This is a genomic window from Cohnella sp. OV330 (assembly GCF_900112065.1).
Lineage (GTDB): Bacteria > Bacillota > Bacilli > Paenibacillales > Paenibacillaceae > Cohnella.
On record NZ_FOKE01000007.1, the window covers coordinates 87455 to 108810 of the forward strand.

Annotated in this window: 18 protein-coding genes; 14 read left to right on the forward strand and 4 right to left on the reverse strand. The window is 61.4% G+C overall.

Going from position 1 to position 21356, the window contains the following annotated elements; genetic code table 11:
- Window position 1: 1 nt before the first annotated feature.
- A complete protein-coding gene (locus BM235_RS17475; RefSeq protein WP_090115517.1) occupies window positions 2-1624 on the reverse strand; it encodes a response regulator in 1623 nt (540 codons plus the stop codon).
- Between the two features lie 262 nt (window positions 1625-1886).
- Here BM235_RS17475 and BM235_RS17480 point away from each other — a divergent pair, with 262 nt between their 5' ends.
- From BM235_RS17480 to BM235_RS17490, 3 genes are all read left to right on the forward strand, one after another.
- Complete coding sequence (locus BM235_RS17480; protein WP_090115518.1) at window positions 1887-4385, forward strand: DNA topoisomerase 3; 2499 nt, start codon at window positions 1887-1889, stop codon at window positions 4383-4385.
- Window positions 4386-4475: 90 nt separating this feature from the next.
- Window positions 4476-4868: a DUF423 domain-containing protein gene (locus tag BM235_RS17485; protein WP_090115519.1), complete on the forward strand. Its 393-nt coding sequence runs from the start codon at window positions 4476-4478 to the stop codon at window positions 4866-4868.
- 143 nt (window positions 4869-5011) lie between these two features.
- Window positions 5012-6838, forward strand: coding sequence for a putative bifunctional diguanylate cyclase/phosphodiesterase (locus tag BM235_RS17490; RefSeq protein WP_255374443.1), 1827 nt, complete (start codon window positions 5012-5014; stop codon window positions 6836-6838).
- A 34-nt stretch (window positions 6839-6872) separates the two neighbouring features.
- Here the strand turns inward: BM235_RS17490 and BM235_RS17495 are convergent, their stop codons facing one another.
- The gene (locus tag BM235_RS17495) at window positions 6873-7295 is read right to left on the reverse strand and encodes a hypothetical protein (RefSeq protein ID WP_090115520.1); all 423 of its coding nucleotides are present in this window, start codon (window positions 7293-7295) and stop codon (window positions 6873-6875) included.
- Window positions 7296-7483: 188 nt separating this feature from the next.
- Here BM235_RS17495 and BM235_RS17500 point away from each other — a divergent pair, with 188 nt between their 5' ends.
- Window positions 7484-7810 (forward strand): YunC family protein, encoded by a 327-nt coding sequence (locus BM235_RS17500; protein WP_090115521.1) that lies wholly within the window; start codon window positions 7484-7486, stop codon window positions 7808-7810.
- A gap of 62 nt (window positions 7811-7872) precedes the next feature.
- Here the strand turns inward: BM235_RS17500 and mtnA are convergent, their stop codons facing one another.
- Both mtnA and mtnK read right to left on the reverse strand, forming a co-directional pair.
- Window positions 7873-8952, reverse strand: a complete 1080-nt coding sequence (gene mtnA, locus BM235_RS17505) for an S-methyl-5-thioribose-1-phosphate isomerase (RefSeq protein ID WP_090115522.1) — start codon at window positions 8950-8952, stop codon at window positions 7873-7875.
- A 36-nt stretch (window positions 8953-8988) separates the two neighbouring features.
- Complete coding sequence (gene mtnK / locus BM235_RS17510; RefSeq protein WP_090115523.1) at window positions 8989-10203, reverse strand: S-methyl-5-thioribose kinase; 1215 nt, start codon at window positions 10201-10203, stop codon at window positions 8989-8991.
- 226 nt (window positions 10204-10429) lie between these two features.
- Here mtnK and BM235_RS17515 point away from each other — a divergent pair, with 226 nt between their 5' ends.
- The 10 genes from BM235_RS17515 to BM235_RS17560 all read left to right on the forward strand — a co-directional run bounded on the left by BM235_RS17515 (window position 10430) and on the right by BM235_RS17560 (window position 21315).
- Entirely contained in the window at window positions 10430-11866 is a 1437-nt protein-coding gene (locus BM235_RS17515; RefSeq protein WP_090115524.1) for an NAD-dependent malic enzyme, read from the forward strand.
- On the forward strand, window positions 11863-13212 hold the full coding sequence (locus tag BM235_RS17520) for a cryptochrome/photolyase family protein (RefSeq protein ID WP_090115525.1): 1350 nt from the start codon (window positions 11863-11865) through the stop codon (window positions 13210-13212). Before BM235_RS17515 ends, BM235_RS17520 begins: the two co-directional genes overlap by 4 nt.
- Before the next feature lie 118 nt (window positions 13213-13330).
- The gene (locus tag BM235_RS17525) at window positions 13331-13906 is read left to right on the forward strand and encodes a DUF1802 family protein (RefSeq protein WP_090115526.1); all 576 of its coding nucleotides are present in this window, start codon (window positions 13331-13333) and stop codon (window positions 13904-13906) included.
- Window positions 13907-14099: 193 nt separating this feature from the next.
- Window positions 14100-14879 (forward strand): Fe-S cluster assembly ATPase SufC, encoded by a 780-nt coding sequence (gene sufC / locus BM235_RS17530; RefSeq protein ID WP_090115527.1) that lies wholly within the window; start codon window positions 14100-14102, stop codon window positions 14877-14879.
- A 24-nt stretch (window positions 14880-14903) separates the two neighbouring features.
- Window positions 14904-16202 carry a Fe-S cluster assembly protein SufD gene (sufD, locus tag BM235_RS17535; RefSeq protein WP_090115528.1) on the forward strand — a complete coding sequence of 433 codons (1299 nt, stop codon included), beginning with the start codon at window positions 14904-14906 and terminating at the stop codon, window positions 16200-16202.
- A complete protein-coding gene (locus tag BM235_RS17540; RefSeq protein WP_090115529.1) occupies window positions 16203-17420 on the forward strand; it encodes a cysteine desulfurase in 1218 nt (405 codons plus the stop codon).
- A complete protein-coding gene (gene sufU / locus BM235_RS17545) occupies window positions 17417-17872 on the forward strand; it encodes a Fe-S cluster assembly sulfur transfer protein SufU (RefSeq protein ID WP_090115530.1) in 456 nt (151 codons plus the stop codon). Before BM235_RS17540 ends, sufU begins: the two co-directional genes overlap by 4 nt.
- 50 nt (window positions 17873-17922) lie before the next feature.
- The gene (gene sufB / locus BM235_RS17550) at window positions 17923-19320 is read left to right on the forward strand and encodes a Fe-S cluster assembly protein SufB (protein WP_090115531.1); all 1398 of its coding nucleotides are present in this window, start codon (window positions 17923-17925) and stop codon (window positions 19318-19320) included.
- A gap of 170 nt (window positions 19321-19490) precedes the next feature.
- Window positions 19491-20216, forward strand: a complete 726-nt coding sequence (locus tag BM235_RS17555) for a glycoside hydrolase family 73 protein (protein WP_090115532.1) — start codon at window positions 19491-19493, stop codon at window positions 20214-20216.
- 127 nt (window positions 20217-20343) lie between these two features.
- Window positions 20344-21315, forward strand: a complete 972-nt coding sequence (locus tag BM235_RS17560) for a C40 family peptidase (protein WP_255374444.1) — start codon at window positions 20344-20346, stop codon at window positions 21313-21315.
- Window positions 21316-21356: the final 41 nt, after the last annotated feature.

Below are 21356 nucleotides of genomic sequence, written 5' to 3' on the forward strand. Positions count from 1 at the left end.
GTCAGCGAGGCTCCTCCCGGGCCGAGAGGTCGCGGAAGTCCCGAGGCGACATGCCGGCATGCTTTTTGAACAACAGGCTGAAGTAGTTCGGATCGGCGTACCCGACTTGGCCGGCGATCTCGTAAAACTTGAGCGGCGTCGTCCGGAGCAGCGTCTTGGCCTTGTCCATACGCACCCGAGTCAAATATTCGACGAACGTCTCGCCGGTGTGCTGCTTGAACATCTGGCTGAAGTAGCTCGTGCTCATCAGGACGTGCCTGCATATTTCCTGCAGAGTCAGCTTGTCGCTCGCGTAATTGGCTTCGATATAGGCCGTCGCCTTGCCGATCTGCTCGCGAATGAACCGGTTGCGGCTGCTCGCCGCCGCCTCCATCATCGCGGAGACGATCTCCTTGAGCCAGCGCTCGATCTCGTCGAGCGTCTTGAACTTGTAGACGTCGGTCAGCCAGAGCGGGAGCGCCTCCGAGCCGCTCCGGATCCCCATCTCTTGCATGGCGTCGGTCAACGTCAGGACGAGCTTCTGCATATGCAGAAAGCAGGCTTCGATCGGCAGCCGAGAACTTTTAAGCTCGCGTACGCTGTCTTCGATCTGCGCGTAAGCTTCAGCGGAGGAGCTTGTCCGCACCGCTGCGGCAAGGCGGCGGCACCCGTCGTCCGGCGAAGGCGCAGCGGCCGGCTCGCCCTCCAGGTCGGCGATGCCCAGTACGCGGTTTTTGCCCATCAGGAAGCGGTAGTCCAGCGCCGACAGCGCCCCGCGGTACGACTGCGGCAGCTGCTCCGCCGAAGCGCAAGGCCTGCCGATGCCGACGGTAAGCGTAAAGCCGAGGAACCGGTCCACGTGGTGCCTCAACGCCTCGGCGATGCCGAAGGCCTGCTCGTAGAGCGCGCTCTCGTCCTCGTGGCCGAACAGGACGGCGACCATGCGTTCCTCTCGCGTGCGGAACAGCAGGACGTCTTCTCGGTCCTGGACCGTTTCTTCAAATATATTGAAGGCGGCGAAGCGAAGAAACTCCGCGTCGTGCGCGTCGCTGAAGTGGGTCTCCCGATCGCCGAAGTCGTCGATGTCCGCGGCCAGCGCGAGATAGGGCGGAGAGGCCGCAGGAATGCCGAAGTAGGCGAATCGCTCCTCGATCTCCGGACGGGAGAGGCCGAGCGCGACGAGCCGCTCCAGAAAACGCTCCTTGAGCAGCGGCAGGCTCTGATGCAGCTGGCTATGCAGGCGGGTAAGGTCCTCGCGGCGCTGCGTCTCCTGGTCCATTTCGCCGCGGATCTTGTCCAGCAGCGCCCGGATTTCCGCCGCCGTGATGGGCTTCAGGATGAAGTCGGACACCTTCAGCCGGATCGCCTGCTGCGCGTATTCGAACTGATCGTAGCCGGTCAGGATCAACACTTTGATATAAGGATAGTTGGCGGCGATAAGGCCGGTCAGCTCTAGTCCGTCCATAAAGGGCATGCTGATGTCGGAGATGACGAGATCCGGCTTCGCGTCCTCGATCGCGTCCCAGGCTTCCCGGCCGTTGGCGAAGTCGCCGACGAGCGCAAAGCCGTGCTTCTGCCAATCGATCGTGTTTTTCAAGCCGTCGCGGACGACGGCCTCGTCGTCGACGAGGATGACTTTGTACATGGCGCGTTCGCTCCCTCTCTTGAATCCTCGCTCTCATCATAAATCGAAGCGCTGCCGGACGAAGGGGTAAAAATCTACAATGAAGGGTAAATAATCGCCTTTCGGGGGCGCGGTCGCGGCGCTGTGGCGCAAAATGCCGCCGTCGTGTTATCATTTGGATAATAGCGCGAGCGCGGCGAAGCACGCCCCCGGACGACGGTCCTCCGTCAGCCGGGGGTTCGCTATGCGCATATACGATCGCCATGCGGGAGGGAGAGCGCCGTTGAAGACCCTGGTCATCGCGGAGAAGCCGGACATGGGCCGCAATATCGCCGCCGTCATCGAGCCGAAGGCCCAGAACAGACGCTCCTACCTTGAAGGAGAACATTATATTATCACGTGGGCCATCGGCCACCTGATCGGCCTCGCGGAGCCGGACCTGTACGACGAGAAATATAAAAAGTGGCGGCTCGGCGATCTGCCGATCATCCCCGACCGGTTCAAGCTGCTGCCCAATCCGCGGACGAAGGATCAGCTCGAGACGATCCGCGAGGTGGCGAAGCGCTGCGATCGCCTGGTCAATGCTTGCGACGCCGGGCGAGAAGGCCAGCATATTTTTTCGCTGATCCAGCGGCATCTCGGGCTGTCGCAGCCGGTCAAGCGGCTGTGGATCTCGGACCTCACGGCGGAGACGATCCGCAAGGGCTTCGCCGAACTCAAGGACGGGTCCGAATACGAGAATCTGACCCGTGCGGCCCGGGCGCGCAGCGAAGCCGATTGGCTCATCGGCATGAACGGCTCGCGCGCGTTCACGACGCGGCACAACGAGCTGCTGTCCGTCGGCCGGGTCCAGACGCCGGTGCTGGCGCTTATCTACGATCGCCAGGTACAGATCGAATCGTTCGACTCGCTCAAGTTCTACGAGGTGTCGGCGCAGTTCGCGCAGGGCGAGACCGAATACCGCGGACTGTGGCAGGGCGATCGGATCTCGGACGGCGACAAGGCGACAGCGATCGCGGATAAGGTGCGGGGCAAAGAGGGACGAATCGCGAGCTATGAAGTAAAGGATACGAAGGAGTATCCTTGGCGGCTGTACGATTTGACGCTGCTGCAGCGCGAGGCGAACGGCAAGCTCGGCTTTTCCGCCAAGAAGACGCTTGACGTCGCGCAGGCGCTGTACGAAAAGCATAAGGTCATCACGTATCCGCGGACCAACTCCAATTACGTGAACAATGAGAACATCCCGGAGATGCACAAGGCATTGGACGCGCTGCGTGGGACGGAGTTCGAGGCGATCGCGGCGGGGGGCAACAAGCGGCTCGTACACACCGGCAACAAGGGCGTCTGCAACCCGGCGAAGGTCGAGGACCACCATGCGATCATGCCGACGGCCAAGAAGGCGGGGGCGCTGTCGCCGGACGAACGCAAGCTTTACGACATGATCGTGCGCCGGTTCGTCTCGCACTTCTACCCGCCGGCGGAGTTCAAGGTGCACACGGTGCTCACTGAAGTATCGGGAGAGACGTTCAAGACGACGGTCAAGCAGATGATCGCCAAGGGATGGAAGGTCGTCTACGAAGACGCCGGGGGCGGCGCTGCGTCCGGCGGAGGCGCGAAAAAAGGGAAATCGGATGCGCCTTCGGCCGGCAAGGACGACGATGCGGAGTCCGAGCGCGGCGAAGAGGTGGAGACGAGCGGGGATTTCTCGCTGCGGGCGGAGGCGCCGGTGCAGTGCGTCGAAGCCGAGGCCAAGGAGAAGGAGACGCAGCCGCCGAAGCCGTACACCGAAGGAACGCTGCTGAAGGCGATGGAGAGCGCGGGCAAGCAGATCGAGGACGAGGAGCTGCGCGACGCGATGAAGGATTCGGGGCTTGGCACGCCTGCGACCCGCGCGGCGACGATCGAACGGCTGAAGCAGGTCGGCTATGTGGACATGCAGGGCAAGCGCATCGTCATCACGCAGAAGGGAAGATCGGCGATTCAACTGATCCGCGGCGCCGGCGTCGAGCTGCTCGCATCGCCGGAGATGACGGGACAGTGGGAGCGGCGTCTTGCAGAGATCTCGCGCGGACAAGCCTCGGCCGACGTATTTATGGCCAACGTTCAGAAGTTCACGCGGCTTATCGTGGACAAGGTACGCGTCCAGCGGCCGGCGACGAAGGAGGCGTTCGCGAAGCCCGAGCCGGCTGCGGGCCGCGGGCGCGGCAAGGGCAAGGCCGCCGGCGATGGCGAAGCGGCAAAGGGGCCGCGCGGCCGGGCCAAGGGCGGCGCCCAGGCCGAAGGCGGCGAGAGCGCCGATGGCGCATCGGCGCGCACCCGTGCTAAGGTCGCGGGGAGCAAGCGCGCCGAAGGCGCAGGGAGCGAAGCGGCCGCGGGACGTTCGCCGCGCGCGAAGAGCGGAGCGGCCGCGACGGGTACCAGGTCGCGCGCGGCCGCTTCCGGCCCGGCGTCGACGACTATGCCTACGTCAGGTGGGACCGCCGAACCGGCCGCTCCGCCTGCTCCCCGGCCCGCCGTCATCGCCAAATGTCCCCGTCCAGGCTGCGACGGCTCCATTTTCATGGGTCGCAAAGGCTACGGCTGCAGCGCGTACAAGTCCGGCTGCGGTTTCGTCGTCTGGCGAGACAGTTTCGGACTGACGCTGGACGACCGGCTCGCAGCCGAGCTGATCCGTTCTGGCCGCACGTCCAAGGTTAGCGTGCGGGACGAAGCCGGCTCGATGCGCGAAGCGCGAATCGTGCTGGCCGATCCGTCCACCGGCAGGCTGGAGATCGAAGACTAATTCGAATCTGCCCCGAGATACGTGGCATACGCGGCGGAAACCGCATATCTTTCAAATCTATCGCGAGCTCAATCCATTGGAGGTAAGAAAATGTTACTCAAAAAGTACGTCGGCATCGGCGCCATTGTCGCCGGCCTGGCCGTGGCATTCGGCGCGTTCGGCGCCCATTCGCTCAAAGAGACGTTGTCCGAGCATTACTTGGAGGTTTTCGAGACCGGCGTGCGCTATCAGATGTACCATGGTCTCGGCATTTTGCTGGTGGCGTTGCTGTCCGAACGGCTCCCGTCGGCGCTGAAGCTGTTGCGCTGGTCCGCACGTCTGCTTTTGATCGGCACCGTATTGTTTTCCGGCAGCCTGTACATTTTGGCCCTTAGCGGCATCGACTGGCTGGGCGCGATTACGCCGCTCGGGGGCGTCGCTTTCCTGGCCGGCTGGGCATGTCTCGCGGTCGCAGCGTTCAAAGGCGGACGAGGCGCGGCCTGAATCGCCGAAAAATCGACCGTTAAATAAGGGGACACCGCTTTCTTCTATGGAATAATGCTGTACGATTGGAAAGTTTGCACTATAATGAAACCTATAGATAGCTGCAAGCGGTCGATCTTCCATAGAGAAAGAAGGGGCGCATCATGGATCATTGGAGCGCGGCTGCGCTCGCGGCGGCCGTCATGGCGGCGCTGCTGCTCGGTACCTCCGCCGTCTTTCTCGTACTCCTTCGGCGCGAGCGGCAGCGCTCGCGAACGATCGCAGGCGCCGTCGATTCCGATTGGATCAACCTGCTGCGGGAGAGCCCGATCTCGCTCACGATTATTAACAGCAACGGCATCGTAGAGAATATCAGCAGGCAGCTCCTCCCTTTGCTGGGCACCTCCTCGGACCGCGTGTTCGGCCTTCATTTCCGGGACATCATCCATGCGGATTCGGCCGGTCAGGCCGCTTCCATCTTCGCCCGCACGCTGCGCGGCGAGAAATGCGTCGAAGACGTCAAGCTGCTGCGCGCGGACGGAGAGGCCATCGAGGCCCATGTCGAGACGAGTCCTTATATGCGGGAAGGCGCGATCGCGGGCATCGTCGTTTTCACCCAAGACCAAAGCGATCAAAAACGCTCGATGGAGCGGATCCGCTATATGGCCTATTACGACGATATGACGGGCTTGCCGAATCGCCGGTTTTTCATGAACAGGCTGACGGAGCGGCTGCACGCCGCAGCCCAGTCGGAGAACCGCGTCGCCGTTTGGTATATGGACATCGATCGCTTCAAACTGATCAACGCGTCCTACGGCCGTGATTACGGCGACATGCTGCTGCTTCAGGTCGCGGAGCGGTTGACGCGTTGGTTCCCCGATTCGTCCAATATCGCCCGCGTCGAGGGCGACGAGTTCGTCGGCATGTTCGCGGACTTCGAGCGGGAAGACCAGGCGATCCGGCAGATCGAAGGGTTGATGAAGCAGTTCGAGACGCCGTTCGAACTTGGCGGCGTCACCGTTCACGTGACCGTCAGCGTCGGTCTCGCCACCTGCAGCTCCGATTACCCCGATGCGAACGCGCTGCTCAAGCGGGCCGATACGGCCCTGCACCGGCTGAAGGAAAACGGACGCAACGGCTGCCTGCTGTACGACCCGGCCTTCGAGCATACGGCGATCAACAAGCTGACGCTCCAGCACGAGCTGATGGAGGCGATGAGCCGCCGTCAATTCCTGCTGTACTATCAGCCTCAATACGATCTTCGAAGCGGCAGGCTGGTCGGCTTCGAAGCGCTGATCCGGTGGCGGCATCCCGAGCGCGGGATGGTGCCTCCGTCCCATTTCATTCCGGCGGCCGAGGAGAGCGGGCTGATCATGGCGCTCGGCGACTGGGTGCTGCTCGAGGCATGCAGGCAGAGCCGCGCCTGGCAGCGCGCGGGCCTTCCCGCCTATCCGATATCCGTCAATCTGTCGATCCGGCAGTTCGCTCAGCCGAATCTGGTCGGTCGAATTGCCGAGATTCTGGACGAGACGGGGCTGGCGGCTCCTTATCTGAAGCTCGAGATTACGGAGAGCATCGCCATGGACGTCGAGAGAGCGACCGCGATTCTCGAATCGCTCAGCGACCTTGGCGTCGGCATCAGCGTGGACGATTTCGGCACGGGTTACAGCTCGTTCAGCTATCTCAAGCGGCTGCCTATCGACAGCCTGAAAATCGATCGCTCGTTCGTGCGGGACATTCATCAGGATCCCAACGACAGGGCGATCGTCGCCGCGATCATCGCCATGGCGCACAATCTGCAGATCGGCGTCATCGCCGAAGGCGTGGAGACCGAAGAACAAGTGCTGTTCCTGCAGGAGCATGCTTGCGACGAGATGCAAGGGTACTACGGGAGTCCGCCGCTTCCCGCCGAAGAGGCGGGCGCCATGCTGAATCGCGATCACGGCTTATCCATATCGGACTTGCACAACAACAACGCCGCGGCCCTTTGAGGGCAGCGGCGTTCGTTTTGTTGCGCGCATATGTTCATTCGGCAAAATCGTCGATTTCGTTCAAACGGAAGGAATAGACGCTTTTCTCGTCGACATGGTAGACCGTCAACAGCTCGTTGTCGGGATCGAAGTTCACGACCCTGCACGGAACGCTGAGCTTTTCGCCCTTGGCCCGGTTCACCGTAATTCGGATCAAGCGGGAGGTTTTAATGTAGTCGCGAATTCGCGAGTCGAGCGAATCGGTCAGTACTTGGTGCTTCGTCTTCGCGGACTTTAATTCGCGTTGAATCGTCTCGCCGAGCACGATGCCGGATTGAATGCGGAAGTCGTCGAAGCCCCCCGCGTTCAAAGACCTCAGCAGCTTCTCCAGCGCTTCCCCGTTCGTGCCTGCCTTCACCAAGATATCTACCGAGAATAGATAGGAACGTTCTGAGTTGTCGTCTGAAGCTTTAGTCATGATTGGCCCCCTATCTAATAGCAGTTTATATCCCGAGGATCAGGTTTGCTAGGAATAATATATCATGAATGCAAGGCTCGACAAAGTATTATTTTGGGTACTGGCCTATGCCCTGATAGGTCTAAGGTAGCATATGCTGAAATCAGAAATCCCGCGCTCCTCATGGTTTCCGTTGGAGGTGAACGATTATGATCAAACTCGTGCCGATCGTCATCGAAGGTTATACCGCTCTCGGGGTCGAGGTGCTGCTTCCCAAAACGACGCTGCTGGCGGTCACGGCTGGAGACGGTTACATTATGTGCGGCGCCTTGGATGTCGCCTTGCTCAACGATAAGCTGAAGGATCGAGCCATCCTCGCAGGCCGGGCTGTCGGCGTAAAGACGCTCGATCAGCTGCTGGACGCGCCGCTGGAATCCGTCACCTATGAAGCCGAACGTGCCGGCATCGTACCCGGCATGAAGGGCCGTGCGGCCGTCGCGCTCATGGCCTCGCTGTCGGCGCAAAGGGAAGGCTAGGCCGATCGAAGCCAAATGCGGTTACTCGGAGAGTAACCGCATTTGGTCGATCGTCATGGCGTTTATTCGTCGAACAGCTTGCGAAGACCGATGTCGTAGGGCGCGGTGACGATCCCTTTCTCGGTGACGATGGCCGTCACGAGCTCGCTCGGCGTGATGTCGAAGGCGGGATTGTACACCTTGACGCCTTCGGGAGCCGTCCGCTTGCCGAAGCCTAAGGTCACTTCGTCCGCGTGACGCTCTTCGATCGGGATGCTGGCGCCCGTGGGCGTCGACAGGTCGATCGTGGACATCGGACAAGCGACATAAAACGGAATGTTGTGCGCCTTGGCGAGTACGGCCACGCCGTACGTACCGATCTTGTTCGCGACGTCGCCGTTCGCCGCGACCCGGTCGGTGCCGACGATGACCGCTTGCACCCACCCTTTGGACATGACATGAGCGGCCATGTTGTCGGTGATCAAGGTTACGTCCACGCCGGCTTGCTGCAGCTCGAACGCGGTGAGGCGCGCGCCTTGCAGCACCGGGCGAGTCTCGTCCGCGTATACCTTAAGCGCGATGCCCTGCTCCAGCGCCAGATAGAAGGGGGCCAGCGCCGTGCCGTACTTGGACGTTGCCAGTCCGCCCGCGTTGCAGTGGGTGAGCACGCCCATGCCGTCCTGGAACAAGGTGAGCGCGTGCTCGCCGATCCGCCGGTTGGTCTCGATGTCCTCGGCCTGAATCTGTTTCGCTTCGGCGAGCAGCGCCTCGACGGCTTCGCGCGACGAGGCGACGGTAGAAGCCAGCGCCTTCGCGCGCTCCTTCATGCGGTCGAGCGCCCAGAACAGGTTGACCGCCGTCGGTCTGGACGTCGCGAGATGCGCGGCGTGGCGGAGCGCTTCGTCGGCCAGCGCCGTCGGAGGTCCCGGGAAGCGCTGCACGCCAAGCACGACGCCGAATGCGGCGGCGATGCCGATCGCCGGCGCGCCCCGCACCGCTAGATTACGGATGGCGTCCCAAACTTCCTGAACGGTATTCAGGTTTAAATAGATCGTTTGCTCGGGAAGCTGCCGCTGATCGAGCAGCTCCAGCGTTCCGTCGTTCCACCGGATCGGCTCCAGCACGCCTTTGATCGGGTCCGCCCCATGTTGTATATCGCTCATCGATCGATCTCCTTACGCTAAGTTAGTATAGACTGTCTAGTTCCGGTTTCCGGCAGCCGTTTCCGCGATCCGGACGACGTCCTCGATGGAGGTCGCGCCGCGATTGGATACGATCAGGTTCCGCGCGATGTTCAGCGCCAGTCGCTGCGCGCGCTCGCGCGCCTCGCGGTCCGGAATCGTCGCGATATCGGCGACCTGCGCCAGACCGTACACCCGTCTCAGCGCCTTGGCGCCGGCGAAGCCGATCGTATCCTGCAGCAGCCGTTTCATGTAATCGTCTTGATAGCCGGGGACGCCGAGCCGCTTGTCGACGCCATGCTCGTCCCACAGCGCGCGGAACTTGCGCTCGAACCGGGTCCACAGCTCCGTGACCGTCGCGAGCAAATAAGCTCTGCGGTCGCGCCGGCTGGCTTCGTCCGGACTCCAGTGCTCTTGTCCTGCGAAGTTAAGCAGGAGGTTCGCGACGATCGCGCCGATATCGAAGCCCATCGGACCGTAGTAGGCGAATTCGGGGTCGATGACCTTCGTCGACGCCGTCGTGACGAAAATGCTGCCCGTGTGCAGGTCGCCGTGAAGCAGCGCCTGGGCTTGCGTCAGGAACTTCTCGCGCAGCTTGGCGGCTTCGAGCAAAAGCTCTTCGTCGCGCCAGACGGATTCGGCGGCATCGCGAAGATGCGGTTCGATGTTGTTGGATTCCGCGTCGTAATAAGGGAAATTAAGGACGAAGTCTTCCGTAATCTTGCACAGGTCCGGATTGATGAAACGGCCGAGCTGCACCTTCTTGTCCTGCTGGTTCATGCCGAGATCCGAAGTGAAGAACAGCGTGCGGGACAGGAACTCCGCGAGGTGCTCGGCAAAATCGGGATAGACGCCGCCTTCGATCAATCCTTTGCGCATAATAACATGATCGCTCAGGTCCTCCATGATCGTGAGGGCCATGTCGGCGTCGGAGCGGTATACGACCGGCACGAGGCCGGGCGCGAGCTCGCCCTGCTTGATGAGCGCTTCGCCCTCGATCCGCGCGCGGTCGAGGCTGAGCGGCCATGAGTCCCCGATGATCTTGACGTAGGGGAGCGCCTGCTTGACGATGAGGCTGCGGCCGGTCGCCGGCTGCGTAATATGGAACACGAGATTCAGGTTGCCGTCCCCGATCTCGCGCGAGACGAGCTCTTCGCCTGTCGGGAATACCTCGGCGAAAGTACGGGCGATCTCGATGGCTTCCGCTTCGCTCAGCGGGTGATACTTGCTCATGAACAGGGCACCTCCGATAATGTACGCGGCTTGTCCGCCGCCGGCGGACGATCTACAAGACAGTATAGAACAATTCGCTCTGCAAGGCGAATGCTGACGGTCTCGATCCGGTTACTATTATAAGGGAAAAACGCGGCGGCGGAACAGCCGGAATCGCAGCCGGTTTGATGTGCGCCGACTTGGCATGTTAAGGTAATTCCGAAAGAAGATACCGGGAGGGATATGGATGAACGGTTCAAATCTCATCGTGCGTCTCGAAATGGATACGGACAGGGCCGTCTTCGGCGCGATCGCGACCGCGATCGGCGCGGCCGGAGGCGACATCGTCGCGATCGACGTCATACGGCCGGGGCAGAAGAGCATTCGCGACCTGACGATCCGCAGCGATGCGGGCCAGGAGGCGATCGCCTCGGCGATCCGCGCCGTGGAAGGCGTCCGGATCGTCAACATTTCCGACCAGACGCTGCTGATCCATCTCGGCGGCAAGCTTGAGGTGACGCCGCGCATCAAGATCCGCACGCGCGACGATCTCTCCCGCGTCTATACGCCAGGGGTAGCGAAGGTGTGCATGGCCATCCACGAAGATCCGGCATCCGCGTTTTCCCTCACGATCAAGCGCAACACGGTCGCCGTCGTCAGCGACGGCAGCGCCGTGCTCGGCTTGGGCAACATCGGCCCCGCCGCGGCGATGCCCGTCATGGAGGGCAAGGCGATGTTGTTCAAGGAGCTGGCCGGCGTCGACGCCTTTCCGATCTGCCTCGACACGCAGGATTCGGACGCCATCGTTGAGATCGTGCGCAGCCTCGCGCCCGGATTCGGGGGGATTAACCTCGAAGACATCTCGTCGCCCCGATGCTTCGAGATCGAGCGCCGGCTTCAGGAACTGCTCGACATCCCGGTATTTCACGACGACCAGCACGGCACGGCGGTCGTGCTGATCGCCTCGCTCATGAACGCGGCCAAATGCGTCGGCAAACGCATGGATTCGCTCCGCGTCGTCGTCTGCGGGATCGGGGCCGCCGGCATGTCGATCGTCCGCATGCTGCATTCGGCCGGCGTGCCGTCGGTCGTCGCCGTCGATCGCGAGGGCATCCTGTCCAGAGGCAGCGAGTACGCCAATCCGGCTTGGCAGTGGTGCGCGCAGCATACGAACCCCGAAGGCCGAACGGGCGGCCTGACCGAAGCGATCGCCGGAGCGGACGTCTTCATCGGCGTCTCCGGCCCCGGCGTGCTGAGCGTCGATCAGGTCAAGTCGATGGCCGCCGATCCGATCGTGTTCGCGATGGCGAATCCCGAGCCGGAGATCCGTCCCGACCTCATCCAGGGCATCGCCGCCGTCATCGGCACCGGGCGCAGCGACTACCCGAACCAGATCAACAACGTGTTATGCTTCCCCGGCATCTTCCGCGGCGCGCTCGATTGCCGCGCGTCGCGCATCACGGAGGGCATGAAGCTGGCCGCGGCCAAGGCGATCGCCGCCGTCGTCACGGAGGAGCAGCTCAGCAGCGAATATATCGTCCCGAGCGTGTTCAACGCCGCGGTCGTCGAGAACGTGAGAAAAGCCGTCATCGAAGCCGCGTATGCGGACAAGGTCGCCCGCCGCCAGGACAAGCGCAGCCTGGGCGACGACGACAAGCACTCGCACGCGGAGACAGGCATGTGAAGCTGTTCATCCATCGCAAGGATTTGCGGACCTCGGACCTGCCGGCGCTGGACTACATGGCCGCCGGCGGCGAGCCAGGCCTGCATGCGCTGTTTCTCGATCCTTTTCTCCTTCGGGGGGACAGGCATCGGGAGCACGGCGGCGCAGGCTTTCTGCTTGCCGCCGGCCGCCTTGAGCGCGCCTACGAGCAAGCGGGCCGCAAGCTCCACGTCTATTACGGCGAGCCGGCTTCCCTGCTGGCCCGCATGCTCGACGCTCACCCGGACATCCGCGAAGTCGTCGTGCACGAGGATTACACCCCGTACGCGATCAAGCGCGATCGCGAGCTAAGAGAAGCGACTCTGGCGCGAGGCGCCGCTTTTACCGCTCTTCCGGATCTGTCGCTCGCGCCGATGCGCGATTTTCACGAGTGGACGGGCCGTCAGGCGCCGTACAAGGTGTTTACGCCGTTTTACCGGCAGTGGCGCGCCTTTCTCGCGCAGCGCTTTACGACCGTTTACGCGAGCGGGGTTAGCGATCTGGTCACGGCGACAGCGACGAATCTGCCGGGCAGCGAAGTACCAGCTCCGCTAAGGGCCGTCATGGAAGATGGGGTCGGGCAAACGTTCGATCCGGAGCGACGTCTAAGCAGGTTCCTGAAGGGGGCCTTGCCTCGCTACGCCGAAGCGAGAGACGCTTATGCGCAGGACGGCACGAGCCGGTTGTCGGCCTCGCTGAATCGCGGCGAGATCTCGGCCAGACGACTGTACGCCGCCGCCGGCGAATTTCCCTCGGAGCAGCGGGAGAGCTGGCTGCGACAGCTGGCGTGGCGCGATTTCTACCTCTATCAATCCCGCATGGACCCGGATTACTACCATTATGAAAAAAAGTTCGATTTGTCGGGACTGGACGACCGCCACTTCGCAGCCTGGCGAGACGGCAGGACGGGCATTCCCGTGATCGACGCGGCCATGACCCAGCTGAACGAGACCGGCTGGATGCCGAACCGGCTGCGGATGATCGCGGCGATGTTTTTGACGAAAAACCTGCGTTGCCCGTTTATTTACGGCGAACGTTATTTCCGGCTGAAACTTTCGGATTACGATAACGCGCTTAATAGAGGCGGCTGGCTCTGGGCTTCTTCGCTTGGCTTCGACGCCGCGCCGTATTTTCGCATCATGAACCCCGTGACCCAATCCAAGAGGTTCGACCCGGCCGGCGAATATCTTCGAACCTGGCTGGAGACCCGGCGAGAAGACGTCGTCTCCATCCACGATCCGGCGCCGGACGCGATCGTCGACCTTCGCCCATCCCGGCTTGACGCGATAGCGGCGTACAAGTCGATCTTGATAGCGCGGATAGCGTGACGAGTGAAGCTAAAGACGATTTTTGACCATTAACTTGATTGAGCGCCTGCTCGCCTTGGCTTCCCCGCCCCGCATGCTATAATAAGAGAAGCAGAATTCGACAGGAGGCGTGACGCCGATGGAATATCCGATAGCGCTGCGGGAGTGGGCGGTGGCGGTCAAGGCGCTGGAAGCGGGCAAGCAGATTATCGTGCTGCGCAAGGGCGGCATCGCGGAGGAGACGAAGGAGTTCCGGCTGGAGAGCCCTTCGTTTTTTCTTTTTCCTTCCTATGAGCATCAGCGAGAGCACCTGATAAAGCCGGGTGCGAGTCCGAGCGTGGCGGAGACGGTAGCGGCGTTCGAGCGGGATCCGGATTCGGTCGTCATTTCCTCGTACGCCGAGGTCGTCGACGATATCGAAGTGACGGACGGCGAGACGCTGCGCAAGCTGGAGCCTTTCCATTTATGGACGGAGAACTATGCGGAGGAACGGCTGAAGTGGAAAAAAACGAAGCCGCTGCACGTGCTGCTGCTGCGCGTATACGTGCTGGACCGGCCGGTCGCGATACCGAACGACGAGCGGTACGGCGGCTGCAAGTCATGGCTTAACCTGGCGGAGCCTCTGTCGGCGCAGGGCGCCCGTCCCGCGCTCGGTGACGAGGCGTTCGGCAAAGAGCTTCAATCGGTCCGTCAGGCGTTGGCAGGCGGCCTCTAGAACGCGGGTCGGCCTCGATGGGGCTCGGCCCGGTTTGCAATTTTCATGACATTTTCATAAAATGGTGGTTGAGAATCACTGAGAATCACTTTAGAATAGTTATAAATAAGAAATGGATCTTAAGTGGCGACCGCAGGTTGCTTAAAAAAGGGGTCAACCCCACTTGGCGTCCGTATAACCTGGAGGGAAAACAATGTCCAATCTGTTCGAAATCAAGGGCTTGAAGTCGGAAATCGAAGGCAAAGAAATTTTGAAGGGCTTCGATCTGACGATCAAGGCCGGCGAAGTGCACGCGATCATGGGCCCGAACGGCACCGGCAAGAGCACCCTCGCCTCCTCGATCATGGGCCATCCTAAATATGAAGTAACCGATGGACAAGTGCTGCTGAACGGCGAAGACGTGCTGGAGATGGGCGTCGACGAGCGCGCGCTGGCCGGCCTGTTCCTCGCGATGCAATACCCGAGCGAGATCACGGGCGTGACCAACGCCGACTTCCTCCGCAGCGCGATCAACGCGCGCCGCGGCGAGGGCAACGAGATCTCCCTGATCAAGTTCGTCCGCCAGATGGAAGCGAAGATGAAGGAGCTCGAGATGAATCCCGAGTTCATGCACCGCTATTTGAACGAAGGCTTCTCCGGCGGCGAAAAGAAGCGCAACGAGATTCTGCAAATGATGCTGCTCGAGCCGAAGCTCGTCATCCTCGACGAGATCGACTCCGGCCTCGACATCGACGCGCTGAAGATCGTGGCCGCAGGCGTCAACGCGATGCGCTCCGAAGAGCGCAGCTTCCTGATCATCACCCACTACCAGCGCCTGCTGAATTATATTAAGCCTGATCATGTTCACGTCATGATGCAGGGACGCATCGTCAAGTCCGGCGGTCCTGAGCTGGCCGAGCGTCTCGAAGCCGAAGGCTACGAATGGGTCAAAGAAGAACTGGGCATCGTCGACGAGACGGTCGGCCAAGCCTAAGAGGATAAGGGAGGTCATACAACCATGAGTACGCCTACCGCCTCTTTTGGCCGCGATGCCGCATCGAGCATCGCCCGTAGCAAAAACGAACCCGCCTGGCTCGTCGCCTGGCGCGAAAACGCCGGCGAGCTGGCATCGCGGCTCGAACTGCCGAAGCCCGAGAAGACGCCGATCCAGCGCTGGCCGCTGGACCTTTACGGCACGGACCGCCCGGGCGCCAAGATCGACTCCGCATCGCAGCTGCCCGAAGCGCTAACGAAGCTGCTGCCCGCCGAAGCCGGCGGCGCGCTGATCGTGCAGCACAATTCCTCCGTCGTTTATACGCATTTGTCCGACGAGCTGAAGGCGAAGGGCGTCGTGCTGGCGAGCCTCGAAGAGGCTGCGCGCAGCCACGAAGAGCTCGTTCGCAAGCACCTGATGACGGCCTATGCGCCGGATGAGCACAAGCTCGCGGCGCTGCACGCGGCGCTGTGGAACGGCGGCGTCTTCCTGTACGTGCCTCGCGGCGTCGAGATCGAAGAGCCCGTGCAGGCGCTGCTGTTCGCGGACGACGCCGAAGCGACCTTCGTGCCGCACGTGCTGATCGTCGCCGAAGCGAACAGCCGCGTGACCGTCGTCGAGAATGCCTCCACGGCCGTCGGCGACGCCGCGCTCGTGTTGAACGGCGCCGTCGAAGTGTTCGCCAAGGCCGGCAGCCAGGTCCGCTATGCGGCCGTGCACAGCCTTGAGAAGGGCGCGGTCGACGTCTCGTACCGCCGCGCCGTGCTGGAGCAGGACGCGCGCATCGAATGGATCGTCGGCGAGCTGCAGGACGGCAACATCCTGTCCGACACCAAGACGATCCTGAAGGGCAACGGATCGACGTCCGACGCTAAGATCATCACCGTCGGCACCGGCAAGCAGCGCATGAGCCTTACGACGGGCGCCGTGCACTTCGGCCTCTCGACGGAGAGCGACATGATCACGCGCGCCGTCATGAAGGAAGAAGGCACCGCCGTCATCAACGGCGTGACCAAGATCGAAAAGGGCGCGACGCGCGCCAACGGCCAACAAACCGAAAAGGTGCTCATGCTGAGCCCGAAGGCGCGCGGCGACGCGAACCCGATCCTGCTGATCGACGAAGACGACGTCAAAGCCGGCCACGCCGCGAGCGTAGGCCAGGTCAATGCGGAGCAGGTGCATTATCTGATGTCGCGGGGCATCTCGAAGACCGAAGCGGAGCGCCTGATCATTTACGGCTTCCTCGATCCGGTCGTGTCGGAGATTCCGCTCGAGAGCGTCCGCGAGCAGCTGCAGCGCATTTTAGAGAGGAAGTTGGGTTAAATGGACGCTCGCGCACTAAGAAGCGAATTCCCGATTCTGGATCAGGAGATTAACGGTCATCCGCTCGTCTATCTGGACAACGCCGCGACCTCGCAGAAGCCGCGCAGCGTCATCGACGCCGTGAAGCGTTACTACGAGTTCGACAATGCCAACGTCCACCGCGGCGTGCATACGCTCGGCTCGCGCGCGACGGACGCCTACGAAGGCGCCCGCGAGAAGGTGGCCCGGTTCCTGAACGCCGCTTCTGCGCGCGAGATCATTTTCAACCGCGGCACGACGACCGGTCTTAATATGGTAGCCGGCGGTTACGCCCGTCAGCAGCTGCGCGAGGGCGACGAGATCGTCATTACGCAGTCCGAACATCACAGCAACTTGATTCCATGGCAGCAAGCCGCCAAGGCGACGGGAGCGACGCTGAAGTTCATTCCGCTCCAGGAGGACGGCAGCCTGAAGCTCTCGGACGTCGAGGCGACGGTTACCGAGCGTACCAAGATCGTCTCGATCGCCTACGTGTCCAACGTCATGGGGACCGTCCATCCGGTCAAGGAGATCGCCGCCATCGCCCACAAGAACGGCGCGATCATGGTCGTGGACGGCGCGCAGAGCTCTCCCCATATGAAGGTCGACGTGCGGGACCTCGACGTTGATTTCTATGCGTTTTCCGGCCACAAAATGTGCGGTCCGACGGGAATCGGCGCCTTGTACGGCAAGACGGCGCTGCTCGAGAAAATGGAGCCGATCGAATTCGGCGGCGAGATGATCGACTTCGTCGAGCTGTACGATTCGAGCTGGAAAGAGATCCCGTGGAAGTTCGAGGGCGGCACGCCGATCATCGCCGGCGCAGTCGGACTCGGCGCCGCGATCGACTTCCTGGAGTCGGTGGGGCTTGACGAGATCGACCGTCATGGCCGTGAATTGTCCAGGTACGCGTACGGCCGCCTGTCGGAGATCGAGGATATCTCGATCTACGGTCCGAGCGGCAATCGCTCGGGGCTTGTCACGTTTAATCTCGGCGACGTGCATCCGCACGACGTCGCGACGGTGCTCGACACGGAGGGCATCGCCATCCGCGCCGGCCACCACTGCTGCCAGCCGCTCATGCGATGGCTGAAGGTGAGCGCGACGGCGAGAGCGAGCTTTTACCTTTACAACACCGAAGAAGACGTCGACCGGCTGGTGGACGCGCTGGTCAAGACAAAGGAGTTTTTCCAGTTATGAGCCAGTTGGACGATTTATACCGCCGCGTCATCATGGATCACTATAAAAACCCGCGCAACCGCGGGACGATGGACGACGAATCCGTCACCGTCAACCTGAACAACCCGACCTGCGGCGACCGCATCTCGCTGCAGCTGCAGATCGAGGACGGCGTCGTGAAGAACGCCCGCTTTACCGGAGAAGGCTGCTCGATCAGCATGTCGTCGGCTTCGATGATGACGGACGCGGTCAAGGGCAAGTCTACGGAGGAGGCGCTGGCGCTGGCCGGCAAATTCTCTTCCCTGATGAAGGGCGAGCAGGTCGAGTTCGATGAGTACGAGGACATCGACGCCCTGTCGGGCGTCGGCAAATTCCCGGCACGCATCAAGTGCGCCACGCTTGCCTGGAACGCGCTGCGCAAGGGCGTCGAGCATGACGGTCAGGGCAAGGTCGAAGAAAACGTCGAGCAGTAAGCTTGATTTCGCAAATACAGCACGAACACTATGAAGGAGGGACAATCGTCATGGCAAAGCAAATGCCCGAAATCGAAGAGTACCAGTACGGTTTCCGCGACGAGCATAAGGCCGTATTTCAATCCGGCAAAGGCCTGACCCCCGAGATCGTCCGCACGATCTCGGAGATGAAGGGCGAGCCTGAGTGGATGCTGAATTTCCGGTTGAAGTCGCTGGAGCAGTTCTACAAAATGGCAATGCCGACTTGGGGCGGAGACATGGACGAACTGGACTTCAACGACATCCAGTACTACGTCAAGCCGTCGGAAAGACAAGGTAAGACATGGGAAGAAGTGCCGGAGGAGATCAAGGCGACGTTCGATAAGCTGGGCATCCCCGAGGCTGAGCAGAAATTCCTGGCGGGCGTCTCGGCCCAGTATGAGTCCGAGGTCGTCTACCACTCGATGCAGGCCGATCTCGAAGCCCAGGGCGTCATTTTCACCGACACCGACACGGCTCTGCGCGAGCACCCGGAGATCTTAAAGGAATACTTCGCCACCGTCGTTCCGGCAGCGGACAACAAGTTCGCCGCGCTGAACAGCGCCGTATGGTCCGGCGGCAGCTTCATCTACGTGCCGAAGGGCGTCAAGTGCGAGATCCCGCTGCAAGCCTACTTCCGCATCAACTCGGAGAACATGGGCCAGTTCGAGCGCACGCTCATCATCGCGGACGAAGGCAGCTTCGTTCACTACGTCGAAGGCTGCACGGCGCCCGTGTACAGCACGAACTCGCTGCATAGCGCCGTCGTCGAGATCATCGTCAAGAAGGACGCGCGCGTCCGCTACACGACGATCCAGAACTGGGCGCCGAACATCTACAACCTCGTCACCAAGCGCGCCGTCGCCGAAGAGAACGCGACGATGGAGTGGGTCGACGGCAACATCGGCTCCAAGCTGACGATGAAGTACCCGGCCGTCATCCTGAAGGGCCGCGGCGCGCGCGGCATGGTGCTCTCCATCGCCGTCGCCGGCAAGGGCCAGCACCAGGACGCAGGCGCGAAGATGATCCACCTGGCGCCGGACACGACGTCCACGATCGTCTCCAAGTCGATCTCCAAGCACGGCGGCAAAGTGACGTACCGCGGACTTGCTTCCTTCGGTCGCAACGCCGAGGGTGCCAAGGCGAACATCAAGTGCGACACGCTCATCCTCGACAACCAGTCGACGAGCGATACGATCCCGTACAACGAGATCTTCAACGACAATGTGACGCTCGAGCACGAGGCGACCGTATCCAAGGTATCCGAAGACCAGCTCTTCTACCTGATGAGCCGCGGCCTGTCCGAAGCCGAAGCGACCCAGATGATCGTCATGGGCTTCATCGAGCCGTTCACCAAGGAACTGCCGATGGAGTACGCGGTCGAGATGAACCGACTCATCAAGTTCGAAATGGAAGGCAGTATCGGCTAACGCTGCCAACCGTCTTGGACCGAATCCCATTCAATAACGTTTGATCTGGACCCGTAGAGCTTCTCTACGGGTTCTTTTTTATTTGTCATTCACGCAACGAATGCTGGATTGGCGCCGCGATGGGAAAGTCGGGGCTTGAATATCATGCTTAAACCGAGGGAGGTGTTAAATTGGACAGGCAAACGTTCTTTGGCCTGCTTGGTCCGCAAGCGCAGCGGGCGCGACAAGAAGGTTCGCCGCTTTTCCCAAGCGTCAGACTTGCCCAGAACTTGCTGGAGACCGGCGGCAAGATAGACGAACGCCATAATCTCGGCGGCATGAAGGCCGGCGGCGGTATGCCTAACCAGTGGTGGCATGGCGAGACATACACGACGCCGACTTGGGAATTCGTTAACGGCAAACGCGTCCAGGTCCAGGAGACATGGCGGGCTTACGACAGCGTGTACGACTTCTATAAAGACCAAGACCAATTGTTCGGAAATGCCAGGTATGCCCGCGTTCGCGCCGCCAAGACGGTCGCGGAGCAGGCGGAAGCGCTCCAGTTCAGCGGGTACGCGACCGATCCGGCCTATAGCAACAAGATTGCTCAACTTATTCAGAGATACGGTCTGACGAAGTATGATGACATCGACGGGGGGGACGTACCGATGACGAAGGAGGAGCGGGAACAACTCGAGCTGCTTCAAAACCGGGTTAGCGAGCAGACGGAGCAGATTAGAGCGCTCGCCGACCGGCTTACCCAAACGGAAAACCGACAGGTCATCGCCGAGCCGCCGGCTTGGGCCGCCGCCGCCGTGCAGGCTGCCGTTGAAGCGAAGCTGATCGATACGCCGCTGGGCGGCAGTTACGACTTTTATCGGCTGCTGACCATATTGCATCGTCAAAACTTGATTTGAATCGGAAGGCCCTGCGACTTCAGCGTCCTCATCGCAAGCCGGAGCTGTCTAACGGCATAAATCCGGCCGCGATCAACCATCCTAACGAAGGAATTTCTAGATGGGACCTTCGGAGGGATGGTTAAGCATGCGTAATCGTATGTTCGCAAGGGCGACTTGCGCGGGTATCGCGGCGGCAGCGCTGCTGGCAGGCGCCGGTTGCACGGACAACCCGGGCGATACGGCCGATCTGAGCCAAAGATACGCGCCGGTGAAGGTGAAGTCGGCGGAGCAAACGAAAGCCGGGGAAAAGGCCGAGAGCAGCGTCATCAAGCTGCGCAGCATCCACCGTACCGGTTACGTAGCTCTGTCCGACGTGGCCAAGGCGGCGGGATATACCGGCAAGTGGCTATCCGACGGCAGCTACGGTCTAGGCGATCATGACCCAAGGTGGAAGTTCCGGACGGGAGACAGCACGGTGCAAGCAGGCGGGAAGCAGACCAAGTTGCCGGCGCCGGCGGTAAAGGAAAAAGACGGCTTGTACATTCCAGCTGCAGGGCTGCCTGCGTTGTTCGGAAACGAGCTCGCGATGCGGACGAACGGCGGCAGCATCTCCCTCCTCCCGCGAGCGTTCGGTCATAATGCCGGACATGGCGGCATGCCTTTCGCCGACGCGGCGCCCGGCGCCGCAAACGGCGGGAAGCTGCGGATCGCCTCCGCTTCAAGCGACGCAGCCGATATTATTGCGCACGGGCAAAAGTTTCTAGGCGTAAAATATGACTTCGGGACAGGCGACTACCGGAATACGGGGTTGTTCGATTGTTCGTCGTTCGTCCAGTACCTGTTCGCCGACAAAGGCATTCAGCTGCCCCGTACGGCCAGAGAACAGGCTGAACGCGGTACTTCGGTGTCCAGAAACGAGCTGCAGCCCGGGGACCTGATGTTTTTTTACGTACCCGGCCGCTTCAAGACGGACAAGACGGTGGGTCATGTAGGCATCTATATGGGGGGCGGCAAAATGCTCCATTCGAGCCCGAAGCCCGAAGACGGGGTGCAAATTACGGATATCGACAAAGCGTATTGGCAGGATACCTTCCTGTATGCCAAGCGGCTGCTCTAGCATCCGCGGGTACGCGTATTAAAAAAGCCCCGGCCGATATG